This window comes from Wolbachia endosymbiont (group A) of Phasia obesa (assembly GCF_964028125.1).
In the GTDB taxonomy this organism is placed as follows: Bacteria; Pseudomonadota; Alphaproteobacteria; order Rickettsiales; family Anaplasmataceae; genus Wolbachia; species Wolbachia pipientis.
This window is the reverse complement of the sequence record NZ_OZ034764.1, coordinates 381789-397978: the sequence shown is the minus strand read 5'-3', so window position 1 is coordinate 397978 and position 16190 is coordinate 381789. Positions and strand designations below refer to the sequence as shown.

Genomic DNA, 16190 nt, shown 5'->3' with positions numbered 1-16190 from the left:
ATCATAAATATGCAACATAGTCAATAATGATTAAGAAATAGTTTATAATAAATATGTTTTAAGATACCTGCCTGTAACACTTTCTGGAATTTTTACCACTTCTTCTGGAGTTCCAGTAGCAATCACTTCTCCGCCTTTTATTCCGCCCTCTGGTCCGATGTCTATTATATAATCTGCAGTTTTTATAACGTGCAAATTGTGCTCGATAACTATAACAGTGTTTCCCAGATCGACTAATCTATGGAGTATTTTTAGTAAGTTATTTATATCTTCAAAGTGTAATCCAGTTGTTGGTTCATCAAGAATATACAATGTTCTTCCGGTAAATCGTTTTGATAGCTCTTTAGATAGCTTTATTCGTTGTGCTTCCCCCCCAGACAACGTTGTTGACGACTGTCCGAGTTTTATATAGCCAAGTCCCACTTCCTGCAAAGAAACCAACTTTTCTTTTACCATTGGAAGGTTTTCAAAAAAAACACAAGCTTGATCTATCGTCATATCAAGCACATCAGAGATTGATTTTTCTTTATAAGTAACTTCCAATGTTTCCCGATTATACCTTCGCCCTTTACATTGCTCACACTTCACATAAACGTCCGGTAGAAAATGCATCTCTATCTTTAAGTGCCCATCACCTTTACAAGCCTCACACCTTCCCCCTCTGGTATTAAATGAAAACCGGCCTATATTATATCCCCTTGCTTTTGACTCCGAAAGACCTGCAAACCAATTTCTTATATGAGTGAACATACCAACATATGTTGCTGGATTTGACGCAGGAGTTCTACCAATTGGCGACTGATCAACTTCTATAACTTTATCTATATATTCAAGGCCTTCTATTCTATCACACTGACCATACCTTGCAGACGAATGATGTATCTTATGTGCTGAATATTTATATAACGTTTCTATGACTAAACTTGATTTTCCCCCTCCTGATATTCCAGTAACACAAATAAGATTCCCTATAGGAAATTTAACGTTCACATTTTTTAAGTTATTTTCACATGCATTTATTACTTTTATGAACTGAGTTGCTTGCTTTCTTCTCCTTGGAATTAAAATTTTTTTCTCTCCACTCAAATATTGCCCTGTTATGCTCCCCGAATTTCTTTGCACCTGGTCTGGTGTTCCTTCTGCAACAACTTTTCCACCATTTACGCCAGCTCCAGGACCAATATCAATCGCATAATCAGCAGCCATTATTGTATCTTCATCATGCTCAACAACGATTACAGTGTTACCCATGTCTCTTAAGTTTTTTAGTGTGGCAATTAACCGATCATTATCACATTGATGAAGGCCAATCGAGGGTTCATCAAGAACATATAAAACCCCCGTTAATCCTGAGCCAATTTGCGAAGCAAGTCTGATCCTCTGACTCTCGCCGCCAGAGAGAGTGCTAGATTCTCGATCAAGCGTTAGGTAATTCAACCCTACATTCTTTAAAAATGTTAGCCTCTTGATTATTTCACTTAGTATTTTATTTGAGATTTGCTTCTGTTGTTCTGTGAGCTTGTCTGGCAAATTTTCAAACCACTTAAGGGATTCATCGATACTAAGCCCTGATATTTCACCTATATGTTTGCTATCAATTTTTACTGTAAGCGCTTCTTTTCTCAATCTATAGCCAGTGCATTCTCTGCAGTGAGTAACAGAGCAATATCGCTCAACAAGCGTTTCATCATAATCCATCTGGTTTTCTAAGATACTGACCAAACCTTGAAATTTACCGAAGCCAAAGAGTATCATATCTTTTACTTCTTGATCTATGTTCTTCCACGGAACATCAAGGCTAAATTTACAATTTTCAGCCAGTGATAGAATTGCACTTTTTAAAAATCCATAACCTGTGTGCACTTGACGGAACATTGATCCCACTGGCTTTAAAGCGCCTTCAGATATTGAAAGAGTTTCATCTGGCACTATCAGCTTCACATCAATAGCCAGCTTTTTACCAAGCCCATTACACGAACCACATGCACCGTAAGGGCTGTTAAAAGAAAATAATCTTGGTTCTATTTCCTCAAGAGTGAAACCAGACTCGGGGCATGCAAAATTCTCTGAAAAAGTCAGAATTTGACCATTTTTATACTCGGAATGATGGTTGTCAGGTAGGTTTACTATTTCTACATACATTAGACCATTACCAAGTTTTAGTGCGGATTCTATACTACTTGGCAGTCGATTTCCTATATCGCCCAATATTGATATTCTATCTGCAACCACAAAAATGTCGTGTTTCTTGTTCTTATCGAGTTTAGGCAAGTCATCTACATTGTACACTTCACCATCTATTTTGAACCTTACGTAACCTTGTCTTTTAATTTCCAATATCTCTTTAAGATGTTCTCCCTTTCTACCACGCACAACAGGGGCAAGTATATATATCTTAGTTTCTAAAGGTAACGCAATTATAGTATCTACAATTTGAGACACCGTTTGTTTTGTTATTGGTAATCCAGTTGCAGGTGAATAAGGAACTCCTATTCGTGCATATACTAAGCGCAAGTAATCGTAAATTTCGGTAACAGTTCCAACTGTTGACCTTGGATTTTTTGAGATCGATTTCTGGTTGATAGATATTGCAGGAGAGAGACCTGTAATCGACTCAACATCTGGTTTATCCTGAATGTTGAGAAATTGACGCGCGTAAGCTGACAGGCTTTCAACGTACCGGCGTTGGCCTTCTGCATAAATCGTATCAAATGCAAGGCTAGACTTGCCAGAACCACTTAGCCCAGTTATAACAACTAGCTTATTTTTCGGTATATTGACGTCTACACCTTGCAGATTATGTTCCCTTGCGCCCTTAACTCTGATAAAATCGTCCATATTATACCATATAGCGTATTAACCATTATAGCCTCAAAATACGTGAATTTATAGTGATATATTGATTTTCTATTGATTTTTTCAACTGTTACGGAAAATTAAGCAGCGTTTGATAAATCGTCATTCCGCTACTTGTTAGCGGCTGAGATACCGCGACGGTATGACGGTTAAGTAGGCCAGTGTCCCTATGATGTCATCCCAGTGTCAAGCACATAGCTGTACGAACGTTGTAGTTTAGGAGCAATTCCCACCAGTGGGCCAGTGCCCAGACACTGGTTCTATGCAACTTAATTAAAAACGTTTGTTTTAGCGTAAGACAACTACCTTTAGCTCATCAGCTCAGTTATAAGCAAAATTTCTGGATTCCAGACTGGAATGACACCATTTGCTGTGCAATTTACCTTCAAAAATGAATGTTCGTACAGCTATGTGTCAAGCACTGGGATGACACCATTCTTTTTTCTGGATTCCAGTGTCTGGGCACTGGAATGACACCCCCCTGATAGGCTCAAATCATAGTGTTTGTACAGTTGTGGGTTTAGGCTACCTATAAATTCTAAACTGTTGTTACGTATTAGGACCACCAAATACACCCCCAGGACCCAAAGTCAGTTTAGCTATATCAGAAAACAGGTTATGTGGAAATCTTAAAATACTTCTTGTTCGCCAAGCAAAATAAATACATTCCTACAAACAAGCAGATGCTCAATACTGACACATAAGAAAACTTAAAAATTAAATCTCTAATGTATATTGATAAGCATTTACCTGCAGAAAATTTGTATAGTAATCCAACACATACAACGGCACTATCAACCACTGATGCTATAATTAAAGTAATGAAATTTGCCATATGAAAATTCAACTTGGACTTCAATTTTTCAAAAATAATTATGCTTGAGAGAAGAGATACTAAAATTGCAGTATATGAAATCAATATCATCAAATTAAAACTTTGCCATTTAAAAACACAACATAGCGCTATACACACTATTAAGTTGTACGTAGCTTTGCTTCTGCCATAAAATTCAACCATTGAATTTACAACTAAAGCAGCTCCCACAAATAAGGCAGCACATATCATCAATTTATTTGAAGTGTTGAGTAAAGAAAGACTGATAAACAGGAGTATCGATAAAATAGACATAATTACCTACCCAAAATTAATAACATACATTCATTCTAAATAAACATTACATATAGTAAAAGAGTTATTTAGCATAATAAGAAAAATATTTTATATTAGCATGCCACATCTTTCAGATCTACTTTTAAAACATCCTTTATGTTTAGCACCTTTTTCTCTGTTACTTTGCCAATACATGAATAAACTGCACCTTCAAACAATTCTTCAAACCTCTTCTGATTTTGTGGTGCAATAGTAACCAAAATTCTACTTTGCGATTCAGAAAACATTATTATCTTGTTTATTATGTCTGTATTTTGTATTTTTCCTATTGGCACTAGTGAAAGATCGATTTCAGCACCAAGGTCTCCTGCAATTAGCGATTTTGCCAGAGCAATAACTAATCCGCCTAAGTTTGGTGCAATTGCAGAGGCAATTATGCCATCTTTTATTGCTTGGTTGTAACGCTCATACAACTTCCTAGCGCTCTTTGCATCAACTTTTGGTACGTTGTTATTACCTATTCCACTATATAACTGATATTCAGATCTACCAAGTTCATCAAGTGTTTCTCCAAGCACGTATATTAAGTCTCCCGGCATTTTCACATCAAGCGATACCGCATTTTCAATATTTTCTATAATTCCAATTGCTGAAATGAGTAATGAAGGTGGTGCAGATATCATCACTTTCTCGCCATTTTCATCATATCCCTTAAAGTCGTTAAACATACTATCTTTTCCGGATATGAATGGTGCTTTAAATGCGGTTGCGTAATCATAACAAGCCTCTGCAGCTCTCTTTAGCTGCCATAGCCTTTCTGGATTATAAGCGTCACACCAGCAAAAGTTATCGAGCAACGCTAGATGGTCTATATTTCCTCCTGCGGCTACATAGTTACGTATGGCAGTGTCGATCGCACATGCTGCCATATGGTAAGTGTCAATTTCCCCATAACTCGAGCCAAACCCTTGCGATTTTACAACACCTTTATTTGAAGAAAGGATTGGCCTTGAAACAATAGCTTCACTGCACACTCTTCCCTTGCCCTGCAGTGGTTTCAGCACTGACGACCCTTGAACCTCATGGTCATATTGCACCACTATGAACTCTTTACTGCATATGTTTGGTCTGCTCAGCATTTCTTTTAGTTCAACATCTATTGAACTAAGTGGGAGCTCAGAAGCTCGGTCTGGTGTCATGCAAGTAGCTATCCACTCTCCAGTCCACGGCTTTGTCTGTAAATGCATTTTAGGATTACCGTCATGCAGAAATTCAGTTTCGATGTCCATTATTACTTTCCCTTCAGGACATTTAACAACAGCTTTACCACTCTCATTGAACTCTCCAATCACACAAACCTCCACATCATGTTTTTTCATAATTTGCTTAAACATAGGAAGATTTTCTTCTGGCACTGCTAAGGTCATTCTCTCTTGTGATTCTGATATCCATATTTCCCACGAAGCCATACCATCGTTTTTAAGGAGAACCTTGCTCAAATCAACTTCAAATCCGTCTTTTCCCATTTCACCAATAGACGATGATAGACCACCTGCTCCGTTATCCGTTATTGCATTATAAAGACCAAGATCTCTTGCTTTTATGACGGCATTGGATAGTTTTTTTTGTGTTATGGGGTCACCAATTTGCACAATTGTTGAAGGGCTGTTTCCCGACAAAGCCTCTGAGGAAAACGTTGCGCCGTGAATTCCGTCCCTTCCAACTCTTCCACCAATAATTACGATTTTATCGCCATTTTTTGGTCCTTTAATGTGTGAAGGTGCGTTATTTATGTTGCGCGGAATAATTCCGACACTGCCAACAAAAACCAGCGGCTTGCCACAAAATCTATCGTCAAAATATACCGATCCAAGTTGTGTTGGAATACCAGAGCAATTACCAGCAACATTAACACCATGGATCACTTTTTTCATTATATATTTTGGCGGTAAGATCTCATCAGTGCGCTCTTTATCCCTATAAAATTTGCCTTTTGCTTCTTTGGCAAAGCAAAAGTAATAGGTATTCATTATAGGCTCCGCGCCTTTCCCGAAACCAACTACATCACGATTAACTCCAAGCACTCCGGTCATTGCTCCACCAAATGGATCAAGAGCTGAAGGGCTATTGTGGGTTTCAACTTTATCTACAATCAAGTAATCGTCATCAAAAATTATTCCTCCTGCGTTGTCAGAGAAAACTGACACACATATGTCAGAATTTATCTCACGCGTTGCACGCTTGATATAATGTGCGTATAGGCCATCTTTTATTTCATCAATGGGAGAGCAAAAGATATTGTGCTTACAATGTTCAGACCAAGTCTGTGCCAGAGACTCAAGTTCAATATCATATGGATTTCTATTAAGTTTTTTAAAGTAATCCTTTATAGCTTTCATTGCTGCCAGAGAGAGCCCTAAAGTGCCATTACCATCGATTCCATCTCTGCTGATTTTCTCAAGTTCTTGGTCACTTACATTTAGGTTAACAGACTTAGCCCCATTACTACTTGATATCACTCCAGTGCTCTCTTTTGTCATTCCTGTTTCCCCCTCTGTCATTCCAGTGCTTGACACTGGAATCCAGTTTTCATTATACAATTGCTTGAAATTTTCTGGATCCAAGTAGTCAAGCACTGGGATGACGCCTTTTAACTTACCGTAATGCCTCCAATAGTAATTGCCGTTTTCTTTATAAACAAGCGTGCAATACTCAGTGATAGGGTTGAATTCTTGCTTTATATCATCTTCAGTTGCTTGACTTAGAATCAATTTTGAACTTCTTGCTTTTATACAAACATTTTCATCAATGTAGTCCTTGTTTATTAAATATTCTCTAACAATTTGTTTCGCTGTGTTGCCTACATTATCGGTCATGCCAGGTAAGAAGCTTATTTCCAAGCCCCACTTTGCTTGTGGTTCTATGAAATCATACGGAACTTCTTCAAGGTTTTCATTGTAGGAATAATAACGGCAGTCTTGTATGACTTTATTATAAAATAGCCCGCAAATTTCTTCATATAATTTGGATGGTAATCCTTTGCGTATGTAAATCGAGTAAACGTTGACTAACCATCTGCATCCAATTTGCTCGCATTTATTTAAAACTTCTATTCTAATGTTTGCCATGTAATGTTATAAAAAATTTTAATATATAATAGCATACAAGCACGTTTATATTTTGAATAATTTCTATACAATAAAATATTGTATTAATTGTTACTGTTAGTGGGAAGAGTTTTTACCGTTAATGTGGATGAATCCCTTTTTGATGTGCTGGTTCAGCACATATTTTCTGAATATGAAAGAGAAAAAATTCCCGAGATAAAGGTCATACTTCCTTGCAAGAGGGATGTGATAGCGTTACTCAATGCATTCAAGAATTATAACGCTGAAAAATGCATAATTTTGCCAGAGATAGTTTCGCTAGAGAACATTGATGAGGAAGATTTAATATTAAATCTTGATAGAGTTAAAGTTATAAGTCCAATAAAAAGGACGCTGCTACTCATTCAATTCATATTGGAATGGAATAGAAAAAATAACGACAATTTCCCAGTTGATTTAGCTTATAGCCTGCCATCACTGCTTGATAAAATTCAATCTACCCAAACAACGGATTATGATCAATTTAATGAGCATTCAAAAAAAATAGAGAATTTCATAAGCTTACTCACTGAGACTTGGAGTAAAACTTTAAAAGGTTTAGAAGTAGTAGATATATTAAAACATAAGAGTGATTACATAAACAATATGATAATCTCTTTACAAAAAGACCAATATATAATCTTTGTTGGAATTGGAAAGGATAAGTCGTTAATTAAGGCTATATATGACCTGCCATTTGGAAAAATAATTTTGCCTAACCTGAATTTGAAAATTAAAGAGAAAGACTGGAAATTGCTTGATAAAAAACACTATCAATATTGTCTGAAAGATCTGCTCGATTATTTAAATGTAGATAGAAGGGATGTTAGCTGCTTGAACACTATAGAGAATGAAATAACTGACTATGTCTTTGATACAACTGCCGATCTAAGCAAAGTTAGTAGTGGACATGTTGGCAATATTGAAGTCATCACTTGTGATTCCAGAGAGGAAGAAGCACAAGTGACATCATTAATTATAGAAAATGAAGGTTATGAAAACATTTCTTTGGTCGTCTTTGATAAATTACTTGCAGCTCGTATAGCATGTTTATCAAGGCAACACAGTGCCATACCGGAAAATTACCCTTATATAACGCTTCTGCTTTATAGTATCGAAGTTTTGACCTCAAATTGGAGCAGTGTGTCATTACTTTCGCTCCTTAAACATAGGCTAGTGACTTTTGGTTACACTCAAGAAGAGTACACTCGGATTTTATCTGAATTTGAAATAGAGGTATTACGCAACTTTAGTACAAATGGCCTGAGCGATATTATAAATGCTATCAATGCCCATAAAAAGCTAAAACATAAAGAAGATATATTACTTATTATCAGTAAGTTAGAGGTTGTATTTAATCCTTTGCTTAACATTATAAATTGCCCTATTTCTGATGTGGTGGCAACTCATTTGCAGTGTGTTAATATGCTATCTGGTATAAATTTTTCAGAGCTAAATGGTGAAATAGGTAATTTCACCTGTAATTTCTTGAATGCATGTGAGGGTGTAGAAATTAAGTGCTCCTTAGAGTTATATAACCAAATTCTGACCTTATTTTTAGAGAAAGAGTTTTTCTCTGTAGCAAATGACTTAAATAAATTCAGCTTATATCACAACAAGGTTGTAATACTCGCTGGGTTTAATGAAGCGCCAAGCTTTCAAAGTCCGCTTTTGAATGCACTTACGAGAGAAAAATTTAGTCTTCCTTCTGCGCAAGAAGAGCAGGGGTATTTTTTTTATACTTTACACAATTTGTTTTGTGCAAGTAAGGTTTATATTACAAGATCGCTAAGCCATAGAAAACCAATTCTATTGCAGCGTTTGGAAATTATGTTACAGGGGTCAAAATATCCTTATCGTGATTGGCTAAGGATATTAAATACGCCTGAATGTACTGTTCCATGTACTCAGCCTATGCCAAAACCTCAAACCGAAGTTAGAAAAGAAAAAATGCAGGTGATGTCTTGCAGTGCAATAGAAAAGCTAATTCGTAATCCTTATTCATTTTACGTTGAATATATACTGGGCCTTAAACAATTAAGAGACTTGAATTTTAAGCCATCGATGTTGGAATTTGGCACTATGGTGCACAACATTCTTGCAAGATATTTACGCAACAAAAAGTCGCCAATGAGCATTGCACGAGAAACATTCTCGACTAGTCAGTTTAATTTTTCAAATATGTGGTGGATAAGACTACAGAGGGTAATTCAATCTTTTGTCGAACTTGATGAAACTCGAAGCAACTATGTTGAGTTGGAAAAGAGCTTTTCCTGTCCGATATTTCATATTCCAGTGCGTGATGCTGGTTCTTGTGATCAGTATGAAACTGCTGGGATGACAAATAGGCCACAAGAAATTTCACTGACAGCAAGATGTGATAGAGTTGAGTATCTACCAAGTGGGCAAGTGGCAATTATAGACTATAAGCTTGGTACACCACCTTCCAATGAAGAAGTAATGTCGGGATTTTTTCCGCAATTAATTTTACAAGCCTTAGCGGTAGAACATATAACAAAAAGAGAAGTCTCAGAACTTGCTTATTGGAAACTTGATTATGATAAAATAAAAGTTATTTCTATACAAAATTATAGATACAAAATGCAAGAATTAAAAAATGATCTGCCTGGTTTTTTATCTAATTATTTAAGTAATTCCACACCCTTTATTGCCTCTCCATATTTTGATAAATTCCTGAGATTTAACAGCTATAAACAGCTAGAAAGGGTAGGAGAGTGGTTGTAAATGGTGTCATCCGAGTAGCTGACACTGGGATCACCGCGAACCGTCATACCGCCACGAACCGTCATATCAACTATGTTTTTTTTAAATTTTTTGAATTTAGTTTTATTACAACTCTTGTTTATAATTTTGTATTTTTATTCAATTAGAAAATGCATTTTTGACAATAAACACCCTAATTTATCATAGAAAAATTTTATATCAAACAACAGTTACTGCTTAGATTTTATGGTTTGTGCTTTAAGTGTGTGTGGACGCACATATTCGTTAACTTATTTCCTATGCAGATTTTTTTAATTCATATTAACTGCTTCTTTAAGCCTGGCATTAGCAATAACCATAATTTTACGCATTAGAGCTTACCATCTTCTTCTTACCACTTTCAATGAGCTTGGAATAAAATGCACCAAGTGCAGATTTGAGCAGCCATTGCAGCCGTTAGTACGAACATTGCTTCTACCGCCTGTTATTCTTCGATAACCAATAGCTTTTCCACTTTCTTTTGGATGCGCCAGCAAGACTTGCTACTTCTTTTCTGTTTAAGTAGCCAAGCTCTGGCATTAAACACAGAAAGTCTTGAGATAACTTTTCCAGGAACTGTTTTAAGGATTTTTTGACGTTGTTGTAACTCACGGCTTTCATCAATAATTTTTTGTATAGTATTATTGAGTTCATCTATTTGACTATTAAAGAATCCGATAGTTTTTTGACAACTTTCTTTTATATGGTCGTTTTCAGGTGCTTCCATTCTACATTTTTCCTGAGTTCTCATTTGCGTAATGTCATCACGACGTTGACAAAGTGCAACCAAGGTTGATTGTTTTTCAGAAGTGGGGAGAGAGAGTTCCATGACGCATATTGAGCAAGAGCCCTTGCATCTGATTTATCGGACTTTGCTAAAGTTCCGTGTGACAAGATGAAGCTTTTTACTTTACGGGTATTAGCTCGATGTACAGCGATATTCTTGTCAATAAGAAAATGCGATAAACCAATTTCCTGTATTTTCTAAAGTTACTAAAGAATTAGGTAAGATATCTGAAAACTTTTTAAACAATTGTTGCCAACCAGAAGCATTATTATCAAATTCGACAACACTCTTCTGTGTGTGAACCGCAATAACATTTTTAAATTTTCCGATGTCAATACCAATAAAATTTTGATAAGATGTAACCATATTAATAACCTCGATAGTTTATTGATTTAAGATTGTAAACGGGTGCATACATATGTCCCATGCAACTATTCAAACGTATCGAGGGATAGCCTTGATATAAACGGTTGTCAACGCCGCGTCGGTCGCACACGCCCGCTATTCCTATAGTGAGTAGTTCCCTCTTGTTTCTTTTATAACATATTTTTAACTTACAGCCGCCGCGGTATCTCTTAGCCGCTAACACGTAGCGGGATGACGAGCTTATCGTCACGCCGCCACGAACCGTCATACCGCGATTCATTCGCGGTATCTCGGCAATAGATCCCGCTAACACGTAGCGGGATGACGGTTGTCGTTTAGCCATAAATATTAAGAAATTTACCAAATAAAAAAAAAGGCAAAAGAAGCCCTGGGGTTATTATCTGCTTTAAAATATTGGCGTTTTTTATGTTTTAAACGCTTGACAAGCAAGATTTAGCTGCTTTTAATTGCAACTAACCTACGCTGCAAATGTTTAAGAAATTTACTAAGCAGAAAAAAAGACAAAGAATCCCCGAGTTAGCTATTCTTTTACTATCTCTGTCGAGTATTGGCATTTTTTGATGTCTTCTAACGCTTTATAAGCGCGTTCAGCTTATTTAGATAAAAATCTAGATGTAGATGAAGTTTTGTAAAGACATACAGTATCTATATACTGCAAAAAATTGAACATAAGACGCCGATACATTAAGTAATCCTTACCTTTTAATCTGCAGATTGGCGAAAGCAAATACAATAGCTTCAGTTTCATGATAAGGGGGCTAGCGGAGTTTGTCAAGGGATTTTTGACGAAATGATTTTGAAAGTAAAGAGCGGGAGAAGGGGTTCGAACCCTCGACCTCAACCTTGGCAAGGTTGCGCTCTACCAACTGAGCTACTCCCGCAATTAAATTAACCTAAATTTACTTAATTATAGGCATATACAGCAATTTGTAAACCCCCGTGTACACGAAAAATGTGAGAGCCCATAAACTTGTGTGGTTCCTTCTATGATCTTTTCGTATACTTAAGGCTTATTTTTGATTATCATAAGTTTTTAATTATTCCACAAAGCTTTATGGGAATATTTTTATATAAAGACGACTTGCCAGCTAGTTCAATACCAGATGATGTAAGGTCTATAGCTGTTGATACCGAGGCAATGGGGCTACTTCATAGCAGAGATAGATTATGCCTTGTGCAGCTCTCTTTTAATGATGGCAACGCTCACTTAGTTCAACTCAAGAACGATTATACAGCGCCAAATTTGAGAAAAATATTAGAGGATAAAAATATAACTAAAATATTTCACTTCGCGCGATTTGATGTGAGCATAATACGTTATTACTTGGAAACTTGGGCACTTCCGTGCTATTGCACAAAAATAGCTTCACGTTTAGTTCGCACTTACACAGATAATCATAGCTTAAAAGAGTTGTGCTTAGAGCTGCTTGATACCAAACTAAATAAGCAGCAGCAATCTTCTGATTGGGGAAATGAAAATTTAACAGACAAACAAAAAAGTTATGCTGCATCTGATGTTTTGTATCTCCACAGGATAAAGGAAAAGCTAGACTTAATGCTGGAACGTGAAAATAGAAAAGAATTGGCCCAAAAGTGCTTTGAATTTCTTCCTACTCGTATTGAGTTAGACTTAATGGGTTGGGAAAACGTGGATATCTTTAACCACCAGATGTAATAGAAGTTTTTTGTTTGTGCAAAACACTTTAGGGCAATTTTTCAAGCTCTGCGGTAAGAATTTAGTTGATTAACTGCTAATAGATATGCTATATTTTACAAAAATTTAGGTATTTTATGAGTGATGATATTACATCGGTAAATGATCAAAATTTCAAATCTGAAGTCACTGACTATAAAGGGTTTGTTCTGATAGACTTTTGGGCAGAATGGTGTGGGCCATGTAAAAGTCTAATGCCACGTATCGAACAATTGGCTAAAGACAGAAAAGGCAAGATTAAGATCTGCAAATTCGACATAGATGAAGGGACTGAAGTGCCAAGTAAGTATGGAGTGCAATCTATACCCACTTTAATCATATTTCAAGATGGTAAGGAAATTGCACGCAAAATTGGTGCAACAAATGATTTGTCAAGTTGGGTTGATAGTGAAATAAGCTAATAGACAAATTTGCTTTTGTGTGTATTATAAATATTGATAAAAGGGATTGTAGCTCAGTCGGTTAGAGCAGTTCGCTCATAACGAATTGGCCGTAGGTTCGAGTCCTACCAATCCCACCATTGTTAGCATGATCGTAACAATGAGAAAGCTGTAGTATATGAACTATATGTTGATATAATGGAGGAAATAATGAAATTTACTAAGTCTCTAAATAACAAGTTAGATGAATTGCACTTACTAAATCATCCATTTTACCAGTCATGGAATACAGGAAGCTTAAGCTTGCAAGCTTTACAAACCTATGCTAAAGAATATTATCACCACGTTGCTGCGTTTCCTCGTTACATCAGTGGTATACATTTTTTGTGCCCAGATCTAAAAATGCGACAGGTTTTACTTGGTAATTTAATAGAAGAGGAACAAGGTGATGAAAATCATCCAGAATTATGGCAACGTTTTGCTGAAGGGCTTGGCGTTGCGCGATCTGATCTTCGTGAAAGTGCACAGATTAAAGAGACACAGGAGTTAGTTGATGGTTACTTTGATATTGTAAGATCAGGTTTTGCGGCAGGTCTTGGAGCCTTATACGCTTACGAACGTCAAACTCCAGAGGTTTCTAAGTCTAAAATTGAAGGTTTAAAAAAACACTATTCAATAAGTGATGAGTGTTCTCTTCAATTTTTTACGGTTCATATGGAAGCTGATGAGTGGCATTCTGAGGAGTGTGCAAATCTTATTGAAGATCTAGATGAAAAAGAGCAAGATAAAGTTATGCAGGGTGCTCAAAAGGGAGCAAAGCTCTTGTGGGGTTTTCTTGATGGGATGATAAATGCCAGTGTGTGTTAGTAGTTGTAAGTAGCTTAAACTCAGTGATGTTGGAATGCAATGTCTGCATGTAATCTTCTTATATCTGACTTACGGCTTTGGGTTCATTTAGGCTATAGTGCAGAAGAGAAGTATCATTCTCAATTAGTTAGTGTTAATATTGATTTTACCTTTAAATCCCCCCCTTTAGGACTTACAACTGACCGGCTTGAGGATACTATATGCTACTTGGAGGTAGTTCAGAGTATTCAATCTCTCGTTCAAAGCAAGCAATTCAACTTAATCGAGCATTTAACTCATGATATATACAGGACCATTAATAACCTTGTGATGCAAAAAAAGCTTATTATTTCTTCTATAGGCGTAACTATTCACAAAGTTGCACCACCTGTCCCCAGTGTGCATGGAGGTGTTTTCTTTACTTATCGTAATGCGTTGCAAGAATGATTTACATTTCTATTGGCTCAAATATGGGGAATCGCTTTTCCCATTTACAAAAGGCTGCTCAGTTACTGCAGGAACGCTATTTTAAAAATTTAAAATCTTCAATTATTCTGGAAACTAAGGCTATTTTACCAAATGATGCTCCACCTGGGTGGGACAGGCCATTTCTAAATATGGTTGTGTATGGAAGTTGTTCTTCTTCTCCTGAAGAGCTGTTAAAGGGCCTTAAACAAATTGAGTGTGACATTGGCCGCCCGCAGGTCTATGAAAAATGGGCACCTCGCGTTATTGATTTGGATATTTTGTTATGGGATAACCTGACACTTGATACATCCTACCTTAAGATTCCTCACCCAGAATTGATAAACAGACCATTTTTGCTTCACTTGATGGCAATGCTGAGTCCCATGGCAGTAGTTAACAAAACGTTTGGTACTATTAACCCTAACATTAAGGATTGCTTTTTAAGGAGTTTTACGCTTTCACCAGAGCTTGTAGGTATTGTTAATATTACTCCTGATTCATTTTCAGATGGTGGTCTTTATTATGATGCAGATCAAGCAACCAAGCAAGCACTGCAACTGGTATCAGACGGTGCAAGTATAGTTGATCTTGGTGCTCAATCAACAAGACCTGGCTCCTCAATACAAACTCCAAAAGCAGAATATGCACGCTTAAAACCAGTGCTTGATAATCTCAATCAGTATATGAAAGTTGGTGATATTAAAGTCAGCATTGATAGTTTCTGGCCAGACGTTATTTTAAATGTTTTGGAACACTACAACATTGCCTGGATAAACAATCAGAAGGGAGATCTAGATGATAATACCTTAAAAGCAGTTGCTAGTAATGGTTGCAGCATCGTTATTATGCATTCACTTTCAATACCACCACATAGAGACAACATTATTCCAGACGACACTGACCCAATTGATATCATAAATAATTGGGCAGAGAAGAGCATTAGCAGGTTACTTACCCTAGGTTTTGATCAAAGCTCGATAATTATTGATCCTGGTATTGGTTTTGGAAAATCTCTATATCAGAATATCTGGCTTTTATGCAATATAGAAGCATTGCAAAGTTTTGGCTGCAAAGTTCTGGTTGGCCATTCTAGAAAGTCATTTATTTCTTCTTTTTCTACAGAACCTGTCTTTAACCGAGATTTAGAAACAATTGCTTTATCATCTGCATTGCACAACAAGGTTGATTTCCTTCGAGTGCATAATGTGCGTGATCACATGCGATTCTTTGTAGCTCAAGCTGCTTTACAGGGATGATAGTTATCGGAATTATGGCTGTTGATCCCAAGGGGGTAATTGGAATAAATAATGGATTGCCCTGGCATTATCCAAGTGAGTTAGATCATTTTCGTCAGGTGACTGACAAACAAGTTATTGTTATGGGAAGAAAAACATTTGAAACTATGTCTCAAAACATATTAAAGGATCGTATCCCTGTTGTTTTTTCTCGTGACAAATTAAATTCTTGTTTTAACAGAGGAGTAAAATGCACTATTATTTCTTCTATGCAAGAGTTTTTGTCAATCCAAAGTAATTCTAAAGTCTTCATGATTGGTGGAGCACAAATAGCGCATCTTTTTTTGGAGTATGATCTAATCTCAGAATTTATCATAACAGAAATTCACAAACCCTATAAAGGTGATGTATATTTCAACTTAACACTTCTTGATGGATGGCATAAAACTATTCTCACCAAAACGAAAGATTATACTATATGTAGGCTAATACGTTAA

General features: G+C 36.5%; 10 protein-coding genes, 2 tRNA genes and 1 pseudogene. 8 read left to right on the top strand and 5 right to left on the bottom strand.

The window, feature by feature from the left end:
- Positions 1–42 precede the first annotated feature (42 nt).
- The 3 genes from uvrA to ABWU29_RS01990 all read right to left on the bottom strand — a co-directional run bounded on the left by uvrA (position 43) and on the right by ABWU29_RS01990 (position 7095).
- Complete coding sequence (gene uvrA, locus ABWU29_RS02000) at positions 43–2838, bottom strand: excinuclease ABC subunit UvrA (protein WP_141457255.1); 2796 nt, start codon at positions 2836–2838, stop codon at positions 43–45.
- A 634-nt stretch (positions 2839–3472) separates the two neighbouring features.
- Positions 3473–3985, bottom strand: a complete 513-nt coding sequence (locus tag ABWU29_RS01995) for a hypothetical protein (RefSeq protein ID WP_015589273.1) — start codon at positions 3983–3985, stop codon at positions 3473–3475.
- A gap of 95 nt (positions 3986–4080) precedes the next feature.
- Complete coding sequence (locus ABWU29_RS01990; RefSeq protein ID WP_141457253.1) at positions 4081–7095, bottom strand: AIR synthase-related protein; 3015 nt, start codon at positions 7093–7095, stop codon at positions 4081–4083.
- Between the two features lie 99 nt (positions 7096–7194).
- Between ABWU29_RS01990 and ABWU29_RS01985 the strand changes: the two genes are divergently transcribed.
- Positions 7195–9858, top strand: coding sequence for a PD-(D/E)XK nuclease family protein (locus ABWU29_RS01985; protein ID WP_174516936.1), 2664 nt, complete (start codon positions 7195–7197; stop codon positions 9856–9858).
- 290 nt (positions 9859–10148) lie between these two features.
- On the opposite strand, the pseudogene ABWU29_RS01980 reads toward ABWU29_RS01985, so the two are convergent.
- Together ABWU29_RS01980 and ABWU29_RS01975 are read right to left on the bottom strand one after the other, a co-directional pair.
- Positions 10149–11029 (bottom strand): annotated as a pseudogene (locus ABWU29_RS01980) (IS110 family transposase).
- Between the two features lie 829 nt (positions 11030–11858).
- A tRNA-Gly gene (locus ABWU29_RS01975) sits at positions 11859–11931 on the bottom strand.
- Positions 11932–12104: 173 nt separating this feature from the next.
- Between ABWU29_RS01975 and ABWU29_RS01970 the strand changes: the two genes are divergently transcribed.
- The 7 genes from ABWU29_RS01970 to ABWU29_RS01940 all read left to right on the top strand — a co-directional run bounded on the left by ABWU29_RS01970 (position 12105) and on the right by ABWU29_RS01940 (position 16190).
- Positions 12105–12725, top strand: a complete 621-nt coding sequence (locus ABWU29_RS01970; RefSeq protein ID WP_015589270.1) for a ribonuclease D — start codon at positions 12105–12107, stop codon at positions 12723–12725.
- Positions 12726–12841: 116 nt separating this feature from the next.
- Positions 12842–13165, top strand: coding sequence for a thioredoxin (gene trxA, locus ABWU29_RS01965; protein ID WP_006279168.1), 324 nt, complete (start codon positions 12842–12844; stop codon positions 13163–13165).
- Positions 13166–13207: 42 nt separating this feature from the next.
- Positions 13208–13284, top strand: a tRNA-Ile gene (locus ABWU29_RS01960).
- Positions 13285–13354: 70 nt separating this feature from the next.
- Positions 13355–14011 (top strand): CADD family putative folate metabolism protein, encoded by a 657-nt coding sequence (locus ABWU29_RS01955; RefSeq protein ID WP_141457380.1) that lies wholly within the window; start codon positions 13355–13357, stop codon positions 14009–14011.
- A 39-nt stretch (positions 14012–14050) separates the two neighbouring features.
- Positions 14051–14437 carry a dihydroneopterin aldolase gene (locus ABWU29_RS01950; RefSeq protein WP_007548841.1) on the top strand — a complete coding sequence of 129 codons (387 nt, stop codon included), beginning with the start codon at positions 14051–14053 and terminating at the stop codon, positions 14435–14437.
- Entirely contained in the window at positions 14434–15714 is a 1281-nt protein-coding gene (gene folP, locus ABWU29_RS01945) for a dihydropteroate synthase (RefSeq protein WP_141457249.1), read from the top strand. The genes ABWU29_RS01950 and folP overlap by 4 nt, the downstream gene beginning before the upstream one ends.
- Complete coding sequence (locus ABWU29_RS01940) at positions 15711–16190, top strand: dihydrofolate reductase (protein ID WP_015589265.1); 480 nt, start codon at positions 15711–15713, stop codon at positions 16188–16190. The genes folP and ABWU29_RS01940 overlap by 4 nt, the downstream gene beginning before the upstream one ends.

Excerpts from the sequence above, each read along its gene's own strand:
- folP (WP_141457249.1), top strand. The coding sequence starts at position 14,434 with ATGATTTACATTTCTATTGGCTCAAATATGGGGAATCGCTTTTCCCAT.
- ABWU29_RS01995 (WP_015589273.1), bottom strand. The coding sequence starts at position 3,985 with ATGTCTATTTTATCGATACTCCTGTTTATCAGTCTTTCTTTACTCAAC.
- ABWU29_RS01955 (WP_141457380.1), top strand. The coding sequence starts at position 13,355 with ATGAAATTTACTAAGTCTCTAAATAACAAGTTAGATGAATTGCACTTA.
- ABWU29_RS01940 (WP_015589265.1), top strand. The coding sequence starts at position 15,711 with ATGATAGTTATCGGAATTATGGCTGTTGATCCCAAGGGGGTAATTGGA.
- ABWU29_RS01970 (WP_015589270.1), top strand. The coding sequence starts at position 12,105 with ATGGGAATATTTTTATATAAAGACGACTTGCCAGCTAGTTCAATACCA.
- ABWU29_RS01950 (WP_007548841.1), top strand. The coding sequence starts at position 14,051 with ATGTCTGCATGTAATCTTCTTATATCTGACTTACGGCTTTGGGTTCAT.
- ABWU29_RS01990 (WP_141457253.1), bottom strand. The coding sequence starts at position 7,095 with ATGGCAAACATTAGAATAGAAGTTTTAAATAAATGCGAGCAAATTGGA.
- trxA (WP_006279168.1), top strand. The coding sequence starts at position 12,842 with ATGAGTGATGATATTACATCGGTAAATGATCAAAATTTCAAATCTGAA.
- uvrA (WP_141457255.1), bottom strand. The coding sequence starts at position 2,838 with ATGGACGATTTTATCAGAGTTAAGGGCGCAAGGGAACATAATCTGCAA.